Annotated in this window: 11 protein-coding genes and 1 pseudogene; 10 read left to right on the forward strand and 2 right to left on the reverse strand. The window is 29.5% G+C overall.

The window, feature by feature from the left end; translation table 11 throughout:
- Positions 1 to 140: 140 nt before the first annotated feature.
- Together LPB03_RS04460 and LPB03_RS04465 are read right to left on the reverse strand one after the other, a co-directional pair.
- Complete coding sequence (locus LPB03_RS04460; RefSeq protein ID WP_065319079.1) at positions 141 to 3,797, reverse strand: ABC transporter permease/M1 family aminopeptidase; 3,657 nt, start codon at positions 3,795 to 3,797, stop codon at positions 141 to 143.
- A gap of 92 nt (positions 3,798 to 3,889) precedes the next feature.
- Positions 3,890 to 4,777: an ABC transporter ATP-binding protein gene (locus LPB03_RS04465; protein WP_065319078.1), complete on the reverse strand. Its 888-nt coding sequence runs from the start codon at positions 4,775 to 4,777 to the stop codon at positions 3,890 to 3,892.
- A gap of 153 nt (positions 4,778 to 4,930) precedes the next feature.
- On the opposite strand from LPB03_RS04465, the gene LPB03_RS04470 reads away from it, so the two are divergent.
- From LPB03_RS04470 to LPB03_RS04515, 10 genes and pseudogenes are all read left to right on the forward strand, one after another.
- Positions 4,931 to 6,019 carry a M42 family metallopeptidase gene (locus LPB03_RS04470; RefSeq protein ID WP_065319077.1) on the forward strand — a complete coding sequence of 363 codons (1,089 nt, stop codon included), beginning with the start codon at positions 4,931 to 4,933 and terminating at the stop codon, positions 6,017 to 6,019.
- An 80-nt stretch (positions 6,020 to 6,099) separates the two neighbouring features.
- Positions 6,100 to 7,257 carry an aminotransferase class V-fold PLP-dependent enzyme gene (locus LPB03_RS04475; protein ID WP_065319076.1) on the forward strand — a complete coding sequence of 386 codons (1,158 nt, stop codon included), beginning with the start codon at positions 6,100 to 6,102 and terminating at the stop codon, positions 7,255 to 7,257.
- Positions 7,258 to 7,334: 77 nt separating this feature from the next.
- Complete coding sequence (locus LPB03_RS04480; RefSeq protein ID WP_065319075.1) at positions 7,335 to 8,891, forward strand: NAD(P)/FAD-dependent oxidoreductase; 1,557 nt, start codon at positions 7,335 to 7,337, stop codon at positions 8,889 to 8,891.
- Positions 8,892 to 8,965: 74 nt separating this feature from the next.
- A complete protein-coding gene (locus tag LPB03_RS04485; protein WP_065319074.1) occupies positions 8,966 to 9,406 on the forward strand; it encodes an ATP-dependent zinc protease family protein in 441 nt (146 codons plus the stop codon).
- Positions 9,403 to 10,278 carry a 30S ribosomal protein S6--L-glutamate ligase gene (gene rimK, locus LPB03_RS04490; RefSeq protein WP_065319073.1) on the forward strand — a complete coding sequence of 292 codons (876 nt, stop codon included), beginning with the start codon at positions 9,403 to 9,405 and terminating at the stop codon, positions 10,276 to 10,278. Before LPB03_RS04485 ends, rimK begins: the two co-directional genes overlap by 4 nt.
- Positions 10,268 to 11,218 carry a succinylglutamate desuccinylase/aspartoacylase family protein gene (locus tag LPB03_RS04495; RefSeq protein WP_065319072.1) on the forward strand — a complete coding sequence of 317 codons (951 nt, stop codon included), beginning with the start codon at positions 10,268 to 10,270 and terminating at the stop codon, positions 11,216 to 11,218. The genes rimK and LPB03_RS04495 overlap by 11 nt, the downstream gene beginning before the upstream one ends.
- 340 nt (positions 11,219 to 11,558) lie before the next feature.
- Positions 11,559 to 12,866, forward strand: coding sequence for an alpha/beta hydrolase (locus tag LPB03_RS04500; protein WP_065319071.1), 1,308 nt, complete (start codon positions 11,559 to 11,561; stop codon positions 12,864 to 12,866).
- Positions 12,867 to 13,117: 251 nt separating this feature from the next.
- Positions 13,118 to 14,065, forward strand: a pseudogene (locus LPB03_RS04505) (TIR domain-containing protein); the annotation flags it as partial.
- A 110-nt stretch (positions 14,066 to 14,175) separates the two neighbouring features.
- A complete protein-coding gene (gene trmD, locus LPB03_RS04510) occupies positions 14,176 to 14,853 on the forward strand; it encodes a tRNA (guanosine(37)-N1)-methyltransferase TrmD (RefSeq protein ID WP_065319069.1) in 678 nt (225 codons plus the stop codon).
- 67 nt (positions 14,854 to 14,920) lie between these two features.
- Positions 14,921 to 16,399 carry an ArnT family glycosyltransferase gene (locus tag LPB03_RS04515; protein ID WP_065319068.1) on the forward strand — a complete coding sequence of 493 codons (1,479 nt, stop codon included), beginning with the start codon at positions 14,921 to 14,923 and terminating at the stop codon, positions 16,397 to 16,399.
- Positions 16,400 to 16,472 lie beyond the last annotated feature (73 nt).

The following is a 16,472-nucleotide window of genomic DNA, read 5'->3' on the forward strand; positions in this document are numbered from 1 at the left end:
AACTTCGGTAAAAATACTATATAATTTATTTTATCTACAAAAAGTACCTATAGATTTTAGGTTAAATTATAACCAAAAAATTAAAAATAGATGCACTTAAAAAAAAATTCAATTTTATAAATGCATCTAATTTGCTGTTTTTAGAGCTTTTGCCTGTTGTCATTAGACTGTGTATCAATCAATTTATTAAAAGGATCAATACCAACTTCTGTAGGTTTTTTATCAACAATAATGGTTATTTTATTATTGATTTGAGTAATCTTATGTTTTTGTAAATACAAAGCTACTTCTTTCTTTTTTCCATCAACTTCTTCTTCTGTAAAAATACCTACATCAATATAATCTTGTAATTTTACTGATAAAATTGGTTTCTTTTTATCTGCTGGAGTATAACTTAAAGTATCTCCTATTTTTTCACCATAAAACTTTTTTCCTTTTTCGTCATTTCTATATTTAGCAACTTCAAACTCAATATCTACTTGGTATTTTCCATTTTCTAACTCAGTAGATTTTACGTCCGTAATTCTATTTTGATATAAAGTAATCGTCTCAAACATATCATTAATTACATAACTTAAAGAATCTGGAGTAACTTCTCTTATATAATCTACCATTTCTATGGATGTTGTGTAAGGTGCCTCTTGGAATTTTACTTTTTCTACATAGCGTTTTAAAGCGCCATTTAAGTTTTCTTCTCCAATATAATCACTCAAAGCATAAAACACTAAAGAGCCTTTTTGATAACGAATATATCCTTGACCATCATTGTACATTAATGGTTTTTCACGTTTACTTTCAAAGGTTCTTTGCATTAAATAACCATCTAAAGCTTCCTTTAAAAAGGTACGCATTTTAGGTTTTCCATGTTCATGTTCTAATACTTTTAAAGCCACATATTCAGACAAACTTTCAGACAACATGGTTGCACCTAAAACATCTGCACCAATTACTTGATGTGCCCACCATTGATGTGCAACTTCATGCACAGTTACAGCAAATGGATAATCTACTCCATCTTCATTTTCATCATCTACAGCTGCAATAAATCCAAATCCTTCAGAAAACGGAATTGTATTTGCAAAAGATTGTGCAAACGTTCCTTGTGTTCTTGGAAATTCAATAATTCTGGCTTGTTTATGTTGATAAGGACTAAAGTTTTTAGCATTATAAGCTAAAGAAGCTTTCATTCCCTTCATCATTCTATCCAAATTATACGTGTGTGGCTTGTGATAATAAATCTCTAAACTAATGCCATTCCAAAGTTCTTTTTTTACTACATATCTGGCAGAATTAAAAGCATAAAAATTCAAGATTTTACTATCCATTTTATAATGGAAATATTTTCTACCATTTTCTTCCCATTCTTTTTGCAAATATCCTGGAGCAATTGCAATTTGATCTTTAGATGTTGATACAGTTGCTTCAAAATCAATCCAATCTGAATCTTTAGAAATATAAGTATTCCCTAAAGCTGTAGAATCTGATGGATTTTTTTGTAAATTATTGGGTGGTAAATCGTATTTTTCACGTGTTTTATTATCTGTTAACTCTCCTCCTGATGAATATCCAAAATTAGGAAACATCGAAAAATTATTCAAAAAAGTACCATTTTCTAAAACAGGAGATTTTTGTTGAAACATCGTGTTTTTGTCACTTTTAACGTTGATCGTTAATTGTAAAGAATCACCAGGTTTTATTTTTTTATCAAACTTATAAATATCAAAATTAAAAACAGTGTCTTCTAACACTAATTTGTTTTCAATGTTAAATTCAAAGGTATTTTCTAAAGAATTATGATTTAAGAAAATACTATCAATTTCTTGATCGGTTTTATTGACCAATGTATAAACTGCAGTAGCTTCGTAGGTTCTTTTCTTCGGATAAATATGTACATCTGCATTTACAGCTACCACTCTTGGTTGTTTGTAATTTTCGTATTTTTTATAGGTTTTTTCCCATTTTACAGCATCTAATTCCGCTTGTTTAGAAGATGAGTTTTTACTATCCGATTTTGTTTCTAAAAAAATAGTAGTTCCTAACGTTAAAAATGCGATTAAAATAACCACAAAACTTACAATTTTAGGCGTTGTAAAACGTTGTTTTGCTATCTGTAATCTTTCTCCAAAAGAACTTGGCAAACCTCTCACCCACATTAAAATGCTTAAAATAACCAATAAGGAACCTCCTAAAATCCAATACAATTTATACCATAAATATCTTGATAATGCAGAACCATAACCATTCATATCAGAATAACTAAAACCTGGGCCTTGGTTGTATTTAAAGACTGCTAATTCAATTCCTATAAAAGTTAATAATGGAATTGCAATAACAACAATCAAAATAATAAAAAAACCTAAATATTGATTTTTCACCAATGTTTGAATAAAAATTGATAACAATGCCCAAACCAAATAATTCAAGAAATTTAAGCCAAATAATTCTTTTATATAATGACCAATTTCGTAATTATAATAACCCTTATACGTTTGAAATATCATTCCTGCAACCATAATGACTGCTAGTAAAACCAATTGCATTTTTAACAAAGCAATTAATTTTGAAAATAACAACGTCCAATTTGGCACTGGAGTACTATCTACTAAATGATTTATTTTAGCAGTTTCTGCTCTTTGTACTAAAATACCTGCATATAAAAATGTACAAATATTGATGACCAAGAAACTAAAAACGCCTCCACTTCCTAGCATTTGCCAAGTTACAGGCAACGTTTCTGTACCAAAAATTGCGCCAGCACTAAATAAAGCAACTACCATCATTAAAAGCCCAACAATTAAAATACAGATAAATGGAATGCTTTTTAAAATGAATTTAAAGTCGATGTTAGATAATTGCCACATCGTTTTTAAATTATTCACAAACGAATAATTGTGTGCTACTTCTGGTAAGTTAATTCTTGTAATTCCACTAAAATTTCTTTTGATAACTCTCTCTGATTTCACTTTCTTAAACGAAATAACAACAGCATTTTGGTTGAATTTAAAATACTTAAAAACCAATCCGAAAATTAAAGAAGAAATTCCCAGCCAAAACAATCTATTATACAAAATCAACTTTTTTATAGGGACTTGCATTTCATTTTGTTCGGACATTGTCCAATATTTTGTGTACGTATTTAAAGCTGCAGAACCAAAAGGATCTAAAATTGCCAACCAAGTTTCTTGGTCTGGTTCAGATAGAATTCCACTAATTGCACCTTGAAAAAACAATAAAATAATTACTGCAATAAAACCTGCACCAATATTTCTAGAAAATGTAACCACTGCAAAAACAACAGCTCCAAAGAATAAAACGTTGGGTAAAATAAAGACCACATACGATTTTACATACGCCATAAAACTAAACGACCCTACAATTTCTGAATTTGTTCCAGGAAATCGAAAACCGATCATCATTCCAAAAGCAATGACGAACACAATTGCAGAAACGACTAAAATTCCGCTAAAAAACTTGGCAAATAAATAGTTGGCTTTTGTAAAAGGATAGGAATATAAAATGGTATGCATTTCGCTTTTAAAATCTCTATAAATAGAAACCCCAATAATAGAGGGAAATAAAAAGAAAATAAATATTGTAAATGCGTTAAAATTGCCTGTAATATTTATAGGCGAGTTTACAATTCTAGAAGAACCTGTAGTTCCTGTAATTCCATCCCAAATACCTGCTGATGTTGCTGATATAAAAAAAGCTAATAAGAAAAATATAGCTGCGTAAATATAAAAAATAGGTTTTTTAAACCAGTATTTTAACTCTTGTTTGAATATTGTTGAAAACATATAAAATGTGTAATTGTGTAAATTTTGAATTGTGTAATTGTAATCGCACTCGAAACTTAAAACTCAAAATCTTGAATTTTAAATTTTAAACCTTAAACCATTTGCGGTTCATCCTGTTTTAGAGCGATAAAATAAACATCATCTAATTGTGGTGTAACTGCTACAAAATCTTCAGAAGGTTGTTCTGCTGAATGTACTCTAATATTCAACGTATTATCTTGATTGTAGTTAGATGATAGAATACTATACAACTTTTCATTTTCTTCTAAATCATCTCTTTCAATAATTTTTTTCCAAATATGTCCTTCTAAAGCTGCTGTTGCTTTTTGTGGAGTGGTATGATTTAATATTTTTCCACCATTTAAAATTGCCATTTCATTACACAATTCCTTCACATCTTCTACAATATGTGTCGAAAAAATTACAGTACAATTGGTACCAACTTCACGCAAAACGTTTAAAAAACGATGTCTTTCTGCAGGATCTAAACCAGCAGTTGGTTCATCAACAATAATTAATTTTGGGTTGTTTAATAAAAGTTGCGCAATTCCAAAACGTTGTTTCATTCCTCCTGAATAACCAGCAACGTGTTTGTGTCGAACTTCATACAAATTAGTTATTTCTAAAACTTCTTTTACAATTTTTTGTCTATCTGTTTTACTTGATACTCCTTTTAATGTTGCAAAATAATCTAACAAATCTTCTGCAGACATTTTAGGATACACTCCAAAAGATTGAGGCAAATAACCCAACACTTTTCTTAAAGACATATTATCCTCCAAAACATTTATATCACCAAACATAATAGAACCAGAATCAGGAGTTTGTAAAGTTGCAATCGTTCTCATTAAAGAAGATTTACCAGCACCATTTGGTCCTAACAAACCAAACATTCCTGTGCCAATTTCTAAATTTAAATCGTCAATTGCTTTTACACCGTTTTTGTAAGTTTTGGTTAAGTTTTTTATTACTAATTTCATGTTGATTGGTTTTATAGTCGTTTTACTTGTAGAATTAGTGTAAAAGTAAGGACTTTTGTTACATTATTTTATGATTTTTTTTAGGCTATTCCTAAATAATCGCATTATTTTTACATATATTAAAATAATAATTAAAATTTATAAAATTATATAATGGCAAAAAAATCAATTTTAAATAAAAAATCATTAGACTTTTTAGAAAAATATTTAAATAATGCTGCTCCTACAGGTTACGAATGGGAAGGTCAAAAAATTTGGATGGACTATCTAAAACCTTATGTAGATACCTTTATTACAGACACATATGGCTCTGCAGTGGGTGTTATTAATCCTGATGCAAAATACAAAGTTGTTATTGAAGGACATGCAGACGAAATTTCTTGGTACGTAAACTATATTTCTGATAATGGTTTAATTTATGTCATCAGAAATGGTGGATCAGATCATCAAATTGCACCAAGTAAAATTGTAAATATTCATACCAAAAACGGAATTGTAAAAGGTGTTTTTGGATGGCCAGCAATTCATACAAGAGACAAATCTGAAGAACAAGCACCAAAACCAGACAATATTTTTATTGATACAGGTTGTGCAACAAAAGATGAAGTTGAAGCTTTAGGAGTTCATGTTGGTTGTGTAATTACCTATCCAGATACTTTTCATATTTTAAACGGAAATAAATTTGTTTGTAGAGCTTTAGATAACAGAATGGGTGGTTTTATGATTGCTGAAGTTGCTCGTTTATTAAAAGAAAATGGAAAGACCCTTCCTTTCGGATTATATGTAACGAACTCTGTTCAAGAAGAAATTGGTTTACGAGGTGCAGAAATGATTACACATACTATAAAGCCAAATATGGCAATTTGTACTGATGTTACTCATGATACAACAACGCCAATGATTGAAGTTAAAAAAGCTGGAAAATTAGAGTTAGGGAAAGGCCCAGTTGTAGCTTATGCTCCTGCTGTTCAGCAAAAATTACGTGATTTAATTACGGAAACTGCAGAGAAAAACAATATACCTTTTCAACGTTCTGCGCTTTCTAGAGCAACAGGAACTGATACAGATGCTTTTGCTTATAGCAATGGAGGTGTTGCTTCTGCTTTAATTTCTTTACCTTTAAGATACATGCATACCACAGTTGAAATGGTACATAGAGAAGATGTAGAAAATGTAATTAAAATAATTTATGAAACCCTTTTAAATATAAAAGGTGGAGAAACTTTTTCTTACTTTGAATAGAAATATATAAGGCACTAATTTCATGAGTTTCATAAATAAAATTGACGGAATTTCTGAAATTAGTGTTTAAAATAAATTAAATGAAACTTCAAAACCAAAAACACCTTTTCAGTATTCCTGAAGAAATAACCTATTTAAATATTGCAAGTCAATCGCCCTCTTTTAAAGCAGTTGAACAAGCAGGAATTGAAGGCGTTTTAGAAAAAAGTCATCCTTTTAAAATTACTGGCGATAGTTATTTTGAACCCGTAAAAAAGGTTAAACAACTTTTTGCAAAATTAATTGATGTTGATGATTATAACAGAATTGCCAACATTCCTTCTGCTTCTTATGGTTTAGCAACTGTTGCAAAAAATATCACTCTTAAAAAAAATGATGAAATTTTATTGGTAGAAAGTCAGTTTCCAAGCAATTATTATGTTTGGGAAAAACTAGCACATAAATTCGACGCAAAATTAAAGATTATTGCCATGCCAAAATCCACAGAAAACCGTGGTAAAATTTGGAATGAATCAATTTTGAGTGGTATTTCTGAGAACACTAAAGTTGTTGCGCTTGGAAATATTCATTGGGCAAATGGAACATTGTTCGATTTAAAATCCATCAGAAAAAAAGCTACTGAAAAAAAGGCTTTATTAATTATTGATGGAAGTCAATCTGTTGGTGCTTTGCCATTTTCTGTAAAAGAAATACAGCCAGATGCTTTAATTTGTGCTGGTTACAAATGGCTTTTTGGGCCTTATGGTTGTGGATATGCTTATTTTGGCGAATATTTTGACAATGGAAATCCGTTAGAAGAAAATTGGTCTAATCGTTTGCACAGTGAAAATATGACTGGCTTAACTTCCTACCAACCTAAATACAAACCTTTAGCTAACAGATATTCTGTTGGTGAGCATGCAAGTTTTATTCATATAAAAATGCAAATTGCAGCTTTAGAACAAGTATTGGAATGGACTCCAAAAGCAATTCAAGAATATTGTAAAGATATTACTTCAGAGGCTGTCATCACTTTAAAAGAAAATGGTTGCTTTGTTGAACATGATGCTTTTAGAACACATCATTTATTTGGGGTAGAATTGCCAAAACAAATGGATATTGATGTGTTAAAATCAACCTTAAAAGAAGCAAATATATTTATTTCATTTCGAGTAAATTACATTCGCCTTTCTTGCCATTTGTACAATACTAAAAACGATTTTAAGAAGTTAACGGATTGTATTATAAAATGCTTATAAATTTTAAATTATAAGATTTTAAGTACCTTTGCAAATCTTTTCAGACAGATTAGAAACTCTCTATTTTTTATTTTTATATGATTAAAGAAATTCAATTACGCGTAAATTTAATTGAAGAACGTAAAGAAAATACGCTCCTTTATAAAGCAGCAAAAGAACTTTCTTTAGATGTTTCTGAAATTTCTGCTGTAAAAGTTTTAAGAAAATCGATTGATGCTCGTAAAAAAGAAACCATTTTTAACTATAAAGTAGCTGTTTATATCAATGAACAAGTTCCAGAAAAATCTGAATATAACTTTGATTATAAAGATGTTTCTAAAGCTAAAGAAATTCATATTATTGGTTTTGGTCCTGCAGGAATGTATGCTGCTTTGCGTTGTATAGAATTAGGTTACAAACCTGTAGTTTTAGAACGAGGTAAAAATGTTCAAGATAGAAGAAGAGATTTAAAAGCCATTAATCAAGACCATTTTGTAAACGAAGATTCTAATTATTGTTTTGGTGAAGGTGGTGCAGGAACGTATTCTGATGGAAAATTATACACAAGAAGTTTAAAACGTGGAGATGTTCGTAGAATTTTTGAAAACCTTGTTTTTCATGGAGCAACTGAGCAAATTTTAGTTGATGCACATCCTCATATTGGCACCAATAAATTGCCAAAAATTATTCAGAATATTCGCGAAAATATTTTAAAGTTTGGTGGCGAAATTCATTTTGAAACTAAAGTAACCGATTTTACTATAAAAAATAATAAATTACAAGCTATTCAACTTGCAAACGGATCAGAAATGGGTGTGAATTCTGTTATTTTAGCAACAGGTCATTCTGCAAGAGATGTGTATGAATTGTTGCATAAAAAAGAAATCGCTTTAAAAGCAAAATCTTTTGCAATGGGCGTTCGTGTTGAACATCCACAGGAAATAATAGACCAAATTCAGTACAATTGTTCTGGAGAAAGAGATGAATTATTACCAGCTGCAGCTTATAGTTTGGTGCATCAAGTAAATAATAGAGGTGTCTATTCTTTTTGCATGTGTCCTGGAGGTTTTATTGTACCAGCAGCCACTGCAAATGGCGAAGTTGTTGTTAATGGAATGTCGCCAAGTAGAAGAAATAATAAGTTTGCCAATTCAGGAATTGTTGTAGAACTTGATATTGATAAAGATTTTAAAAAATATGAAAAATTCGGCGCTTTAAAAGGGTTAGAATTTCAGAAAGATTTAGAAAAAATTGCTTTTTTTGCTGGTGGAAGAACCCAAACTGCACCTGCTCAAAGATTGGTAGATTTTGTTGACGGAAAATTATCAACAGATTTAAATGACACTTCTTATCAACCTGGCTTAAAATCTGCACCTTTACATTCTTTATTACCAAAAATTATTGGTAGTAGATTAAGAAAAGGATTTGCTGCTTTTGGGCAAAAAATGCACGGATACTATACTAATGAAGCCAATATTGTAGGTGTAGAATCTAGAACGTCATCACCTGTAAATATACCAAGAAAAGAAAACTTAGAACATACAGAAATAGAGGGTTTATTTCCTTGTGGAGAAGGTGGTGGTTATGCAGGAGGAATCGTTTCTGCTGCTATGGATGGAGAACGTTGTGCAGAAGCTGCGATTGGAAAATTATAAGTTTTTTGATAACTTTTATAATTTTTTCACTTTAAATCAATTACAATTTATAATTTTACAACATAATACAATACATGAAAATTACCATTGGTAGAATTGATAAAGCAGATTTCCCTAAATTAATTTTAGAAGATATCGACTTAAAAATTGATTCAGGCGCATATACATCATCTATACATTGCTCTGACATAGAGGAGATTACTATTGATAACGAAAGTTTTATTAAGTTTACATTATTAGATCCTGAACATCCTTTTTACAACAATAAAGAGTTTACTTCTAAAAATTATACCTCTAAAATTGTAAAAAGTTCTAACGGAATTTCTGAAAAAAGATTTATGATTCAGACAGAAATTACTATTTTTAATACAACATTTCCTATTTACTTAACATTAAGTGAACGCAAAGACATGAAATTTCCTATATTGTTAGGAAGAAAATTCTTAAACAAAAAATTTTTGATAGATACTTCAAAGACAAATTTATCCTATAAATTAAAATACACAAACAAATGAGAATAGTTATTCTATCGAGAAATCCTAAATTATATTCTACTCGCAGATTGGTAGAAGCTGCAACCAAAAGAAAACACGAAGTTTTTGTAGTCGATCATTTAAAATGTAATATAGAGATAGAAAGAAGAGCTCCTAAAATTTATTATAAAGGAGAATATATAGAAAATATTGATGCAATTATACCTAGAATTGGAGCCTCTGTTACTTTTTATGGTACAGCTGTTATTCGTCAATTTGAAATGATGAAGGTTTTTACAGCGGTTTCATCTATCGCTTTAACAAGATCTAGAGATAAATTAAGTAGTTTACAAATTTTAGCAAGAGCTGGAGTTGGCCTACCAAAAACTGTTTTTACAAATTACACAAAAGATGTAGAACATGTAATAAATTCAGTTGGTGGAACACCTTTAGTTTTAAAACTCTTAGAAGGTACACAAGGTCTAGGCGTTGTTTTGGCAGAAACACCAAATGCAGCAACTTCTGTTTTAGAAGCATTTAATGGTTTAGGTGCAAGAGTAATTGCACAAGAATTTATTAAAGAAGCTGGTGGTGCAGATATTAGAGCTTTTGTAGTGGATGGAAAAGTGATTGGCGCTATGAAACGTCAAGGAAAAGAAGGTGAATTCCGTTCTAATTTACACAGAGGTGGAAATGCAATTGTTATAGAATTGTCTGACGAAGAAGAAAGAACTGCCCTAAAAGCTACAAAAGCAATGGGATTAGGTGTTGCTGGAGTAGATATGTTACAATCCTCAAAAGGACCTTTGGTTTTAGAAGTAAATTCTTCTCCTGGTTTAGAGGGTATTGAAGTGGCTACTGGTAAAAATATTGCTAAAGAAATTATCCGTTATTTAGAGTTGCATGTCGAGTAAACCTTTTACACTTTTAGGTAAAGTTATTCCTGAAGGAAAACGTACAGTAATTGATTTAAAAATCGCAAAATTACATACAAGAACTACTGTAAATGTTCCTGTAATTATTGAACATTCTAATAATCCAGGACCTGTAGTTTTATTGTTGGCAGGTATTCATGGTGATGAAACAAATGGAGTTGGTATTGTTAGAGAAATTATCGATTTAAAAATGAACAAACCTAAAAACGGGACTATTATTTGTATTCCTGTTTTTAATATTTTTGGCTATTTAATTCAAACAAGAGAGTTTCCTGATGGTCGTGATTTAAACAGGATGTTTCCTGGAACTTTAAACGGATCTTTAGCAAGCCAATTTGCTTATCAGTTTAGCGAAAAAATTGCTCCTTTTGTAGATTATGTAATCGATTTTCATACTGGTGGAGGAGAACGTGATAATATTGCACAAATACGATGTAATAAAGATGATGCAAAAGGTTTGGAATTGGCTAAAATCTTTAATCCGCCAATGATTGTGTACTCTAATAACATTGTAAAATCGTTAAGAGAAACCTTGCACAAAATGGGTAAAACCGTTTTACTTTTTGAAGGTGGAAAATCGAAAGAATTAAACCCAACAATTATAAACGAAGGTGTTAATGGTACAAGAAATGTCTTAATTCATTTAGGTTTAATTGAAGGCGAAATTAAAGCAAGAGCAACTTCTATCTTTGTAAAAGAAGCAAAATGGTTGCGTGCATCAGATTCTGGAATGTTTAAAGTTAGAATTACAAATGGCGCTTATGTGAAGAAAAAAGAAGTGCTAGGAGTTATTCAAGATCCTTTTGGAGAATTTAAAAAGAAAGTGTACGCTCCTTTTAATTGCTATGTTTTTTGCATTAATAAAACACCAATCGTAAATAAAGGAGATGCTTTATTCCATTTAAGCTTAGAAAAATAAGCTTAATAGAGATGTAGTTACCATGTCTAAAAAGCGTCAGAATTACAAAAAAGAAAACACGTTTACTGTGTATGAAAACAATCATTCAGATTTGTTGAGCAATCCTAAAATAACTGAAATATTAAAAAATTAGATGCGAGTTATTTCTCTTCTTTTAATGAGCAAAAAATTTTAAAAAGACTTTCTACTTTTAAAAAATCCTTTCCATACTTCTGCAAATAAATTATCTTTACAAAATAACAGTACTATAAAAAACACCATAACCTGTGAAATTTACGGGATATGTGTAATAAAAGTTACTTTATAATGAGTTGTGCACAATTAAAGAAAACCTACGAAAATGAAATATAAATTTTTATTTATTGCAATTTTAATTTTTCAAATAATTAATATTCAAGCTCAAAATTCGATAGAATCAAAAACCATTGATTCAAAAGTATTAAATGAAAAAAGAGAAATTAAAGTTTTATTACCAAAAGATTACTCAAAAGAAAACAAATATCCAGTAGTCTATATTACTGATGCTAATTATAATTTTGAAATTGCTTCCAATTATTTAACTCAGCTCATAAAATTCAATTCTATACCAAAATCCATATTAGTTGGTATTCCTCAAAAAAATAGAGGGAATGAACTTGATATTTTTTGGAGCGAAAATGGAATTAACTTTAAGAATTTTATTTTTAATGAAGTTATTCCGTTTATTAACAGCAAATATGAAACATCGGATTTTAATGCAATAATTGGACACTCTGATGGAGCTGAATATAATCACTTGTTAATGATGGAAAAAGATAGTCCATTTAGAGGCTTTATAAATATTAGTGAAAATCTTTACAATGATGTTAGCAGTAACATCTCAACTTATTTCAAAAACTATAAAAAAGATAAACTATATTACTTTATTGCAAATGCAGAATATGACACTCAAGATAGAATCGATGCTGGGAAAAAAATCGAAGAATTGTTTATAAATAGCAAAAATGAAAAAATTAAGTTTCTAAAAAAAACTTATAACGCTGACCACCAAAATGTACTTTCAAAATCATTATTAGATGGAATACTTTTTGTTTTTCAAGATTATCGAAATAACTTGAATTATCAAAACTTCAAAGATTTTGTCGATAATTATCATAATAACATTAATGAGAGTTATGGTTTCAAACCAGAACTAAACGAGAATGATATTGACTATTTTTTCGGAAAAATTCTTGATGACAAGGATGTGAAAATGTATGAGTTTTTAATAAATTACACTTCTGACAAAGGCATCTTTTACTCAAATACATTGGACAGAGCCAATCAATATTTTTATATGGAAGAATACCTAAAAACAGTTGAATTTTGGAATAAGACTGTAAATGAATTCAAAGATATTTCACCTCGTGTATTCTATTTTAATTTCACAAAAGCTATTGATGCTTATTTACAGTTAAACAACCCAAAAGGAGCAATTGAATTTTTAGAAAAATGCAAAAATAGATTACCTGAACATAAACTTTCTTTTAATTATTTCATTGCAAAAACTGCATTAGAAAATAAGGTAAGGACAAGAATAGGAAAGAAATATTTAAAGTATTGTGAGGAAAATTTTATTGAGAACAGATACTTTAAAAAGGAAGATTTGATTAAATTAAAAGAAAAATAAAAACTGTGCACAACACCGTGTATAATTAATGGCTAGTTCTCGCCTACTTACGAAAATCCTTGCGGATTTTATATTCGGTTTTTATTTACTAAATTAGGTGCTTAAACACGCCACTAATCATACACAAAAACGTTAGCCATAATAAAAAAATGAAACCAAGAATATTCATAGGATCATCAACAGAACAACTTGATATTGCATATATAATTCAAGAAAACTTGGAATATGATGCATAAACAACTGTTTGGACTCAAGGAATTTTCAAACTTTCAAGTAATGCATTAGATTCATTAATAAAATCGTTAGATAATTTTGATTTTGCAATCTTTGTCTTTCATCCAGATGACATAACACAAATAAGGAATGAATCATTTGAAACAGTTCGAGATAATTTAATCTTTGAATTAGGCTTATTTATTGGTAAATTAGGAAAAGAGAAAGTATTCTTTTTGGTTCCAAGAACAATAAAAAAACTTCATCTACCAACTGATTTATTAGGATTTACAGCTGGAACTTATGACAATATTCGAGAAGATAATAATTTACAAGCCAGCCTTGGCCCATTTTGTAATCAAGTTCGAAAAGAATTAAAAGAGTTTATTTATGAAAACCTTGAAGATATTCAGGACGAACCTAATTATATAAAAAAAATTGCAATTGAAAAATCAAGTCATTGGGAATTCTTATTTGCTTCTGCTCTTTTAAAATCAAAATTAAATCCTATAAACGAAACTTATGTGGAAATCGATAAAGGTTTTGTTATTCAAAGAGCAAAATATTTAGATAGTAATGAGTTCTTTGATTGGATTAAAATAACATTAACTGATTTTGAGAATTTTGTTAAATTATTTCAACTTTGCGCAACAAATTTAGTTCAAGCATTTGGAGAACCTGGAATTGCAGCAAAACCAATAGAAATAAAAAATTCAATTGAGAGATTTATTCAGCTTTGTCGAGAACTAATTAACTGGGAATTTGAGCTAAATTCATTGGAAGTGCCTGAAGATTTGAAAATTGTAAAAACAAAACTTAGAGGAGCTACCAAATTATTGGTTATAAATGAATTGAATAATTTACAGTTTGAATTACAAAAAGTATCTGACGAAAAAGCAACGGAAGTGAATTTGACTTTTACACCTAAATTACCTGAAACTTTAAATTCTGTCGTGAATGATTTCAGATTACATTTTGGAATATAAAATTCTGTGGCTAAAACCCGTATAAAACAAAATAGAATACCAGATATTCTAAAAATTACACATCTATAAAAAAATCATTTCAAAACAATCAAAAAACTTACATTTGCAAAATGCGAATAGACATTATTTCAGTAGCTCCCAATTTATTAGAAAGTCCATTTAACCATTCTATTGTAAAACGTGCAAAAGAAAAAGGGTTGGTAGAAATTATAATTCACGATTTACGTGAATATGGTTTGGGCAATTACAAACAAATTGATGACACACAATTTGGTGGTGGTGCAGGCATGGTTATGATGATTGAACCGATTGCAAATTGTATTAAAAAATTGCAAGCTGAAAGAAATTACGATGAAGTTATTTATATGACTCCAGATGCAAAAACATTAAATCAATCTACAGCAAATACACTTTCTTTAAAAGAAAATATTTTAATTTTAACAGGTCATTACAAAGGTGTAGATCAGCGAATTAGAGATTTATTTATTACCAAAGAAATTTCTATTGGCGATTATGTTTTAACAGGTGGCGAATTGGCTGCAGCTGTTTTGGTAGATGCTATTGTACGTTTAATTCCAGGTGTTATTGGCGATGAGCAATCTGCGTTAACAGATTCCTTTCAAGATAATTTATTATCTCCTCCAGTATATACAAGACCTGCAGATTTTGAAGGTCATAAAGTTCCAGAAATTTTATTGTCTGGCAATTTCCCTAAAATTGAAGATTGGAGAAGTGAACAAGCCTATAAAAGAACTGAAGAAATTAGGCCGGATTTATTGGAAGACTAAAATAAAGTGGTTTGAACATACTGAACTTGTTTCAGTATCTTCGACAAAATTTTATACGATAAAACTTTTGAATACAATAAAAACTTTCATAATAAATAACAAAGCCATTTCTTGGGTTTTAGGTTTTCAGCTTTTTAGGTTGATTTTACTCCCATTTATGGGCTTAATGCCACAAGATGCCTACTATTATTTATATGGGCAAAATTTATCTTTGTCGTATTTTGATCATCCAGGAATGATTGGATATCTATTAAGAATTTTCTCTGAAGTTTTTGGACAATCTGTTTTTATTGTAAAGTTTACCGACTTTTTTATTACTTCGTTAACTATTTTAAGTTTCTATAAATTAGCCTCTTATTTTTTATCAAAACAAAAATTACAAAGAGCGTTTGTTTTACTAGCCTCCACTATTTTTATTTCTATTTTATCATTCAATTCTACTCCAGATGTTCCTCTTTTATTATTCTGGACATTGAGTTTAATCTGTTTATACAAAGCTATATTTGAAGATAAAAAACTCTTTTGGATTCTTGGAGGAATTGCAATGGGTTTAGCTTTTAACAGCAAATACACAGCACTTTTATTACAAATCGGACTGATTTTATTTGTGCTTTTTTCAAAAAAACAGAGAAAATTACTACTTTCTCCTTGGCTGTATGTATCGTTATTAATTTCTGTGGCAGTCACATTTCCTGTTTGGTATTGGAATTATCAAAACGATTTCGCCTCTTTTGCGTTTCAATCTTCTTCAAGAACAAGTTCAATTTCTGAATTTAAATTTTCTTCAAGTTATTTTTTTGGTGCAATTGGGCATCAACTATTTTTGTTATTGCCTGTTTTGTTTTTAATTTTTATCACTTTTACCTATAAATATATTAAAAGAGCGTTGTTAAAATTTAGATTACCAAGTTCAAAAACGTTGTTTTTATTAGCATTTTTTATTCCTACATTTGTTGGTTTCTTTAGCCTCACTCCTATTTATTGGGTAAAATTAAATTGGATGATGCCTTCTTACATCACTGGAATTATTTTAGCAGGGATGTTTATCAGCAAGAAATTATTGAAAATTCAGCTTATCATTTCTATTATTTTTCATGTGCTTTTTTGCATTCAAATATTGTTTTATGTAGCTCCTATTAAGAGTGATGACACTTGGGTTGGCTGGAAAGAATTAGCAATAGAAACTGAAAAACTACAAGAAAAATATCCAAATACTTTTGTATTTTCTGATGATAATTATAAAACATCTGCTTGTTTAAACTTTTTTATGGATGATAAAGTGTATGCGCAAAACATTATAGGTTTGCCTGCTTTACATTTCGATTATTTGGGTGATGATCTATCAACCTTAAAAGGAAAAAATGCCATTTTTATTGATTCTGATAAACGTTTTAAGACTGCTGATAAGTTAGGAGAAGTGAATCCATTGTTAGATGCATATTTTAAAAATGTAACTGAATTAGAGCCAATTATCATTCAAATAAATAAAAACCAGAGCAGAAAATTTTGGGTTTTCTATTGTACTGATTATCAACCTAAAAAATAATTGCTTTTTAGTTTTATCAACTGAAAAAAAATACTATTTTTGCAACCGCTAAAATAACCTCTGACGAAGAAAT

This window comes from Polaribacter vadi, assembly GCF_001761365.1.
Lineage (GTDB): Bacteria > Bacteroidota > Bacteroidia > Flavobacteriales > Flavobacteriaceae > Polaribacter > Polaribacter vadi.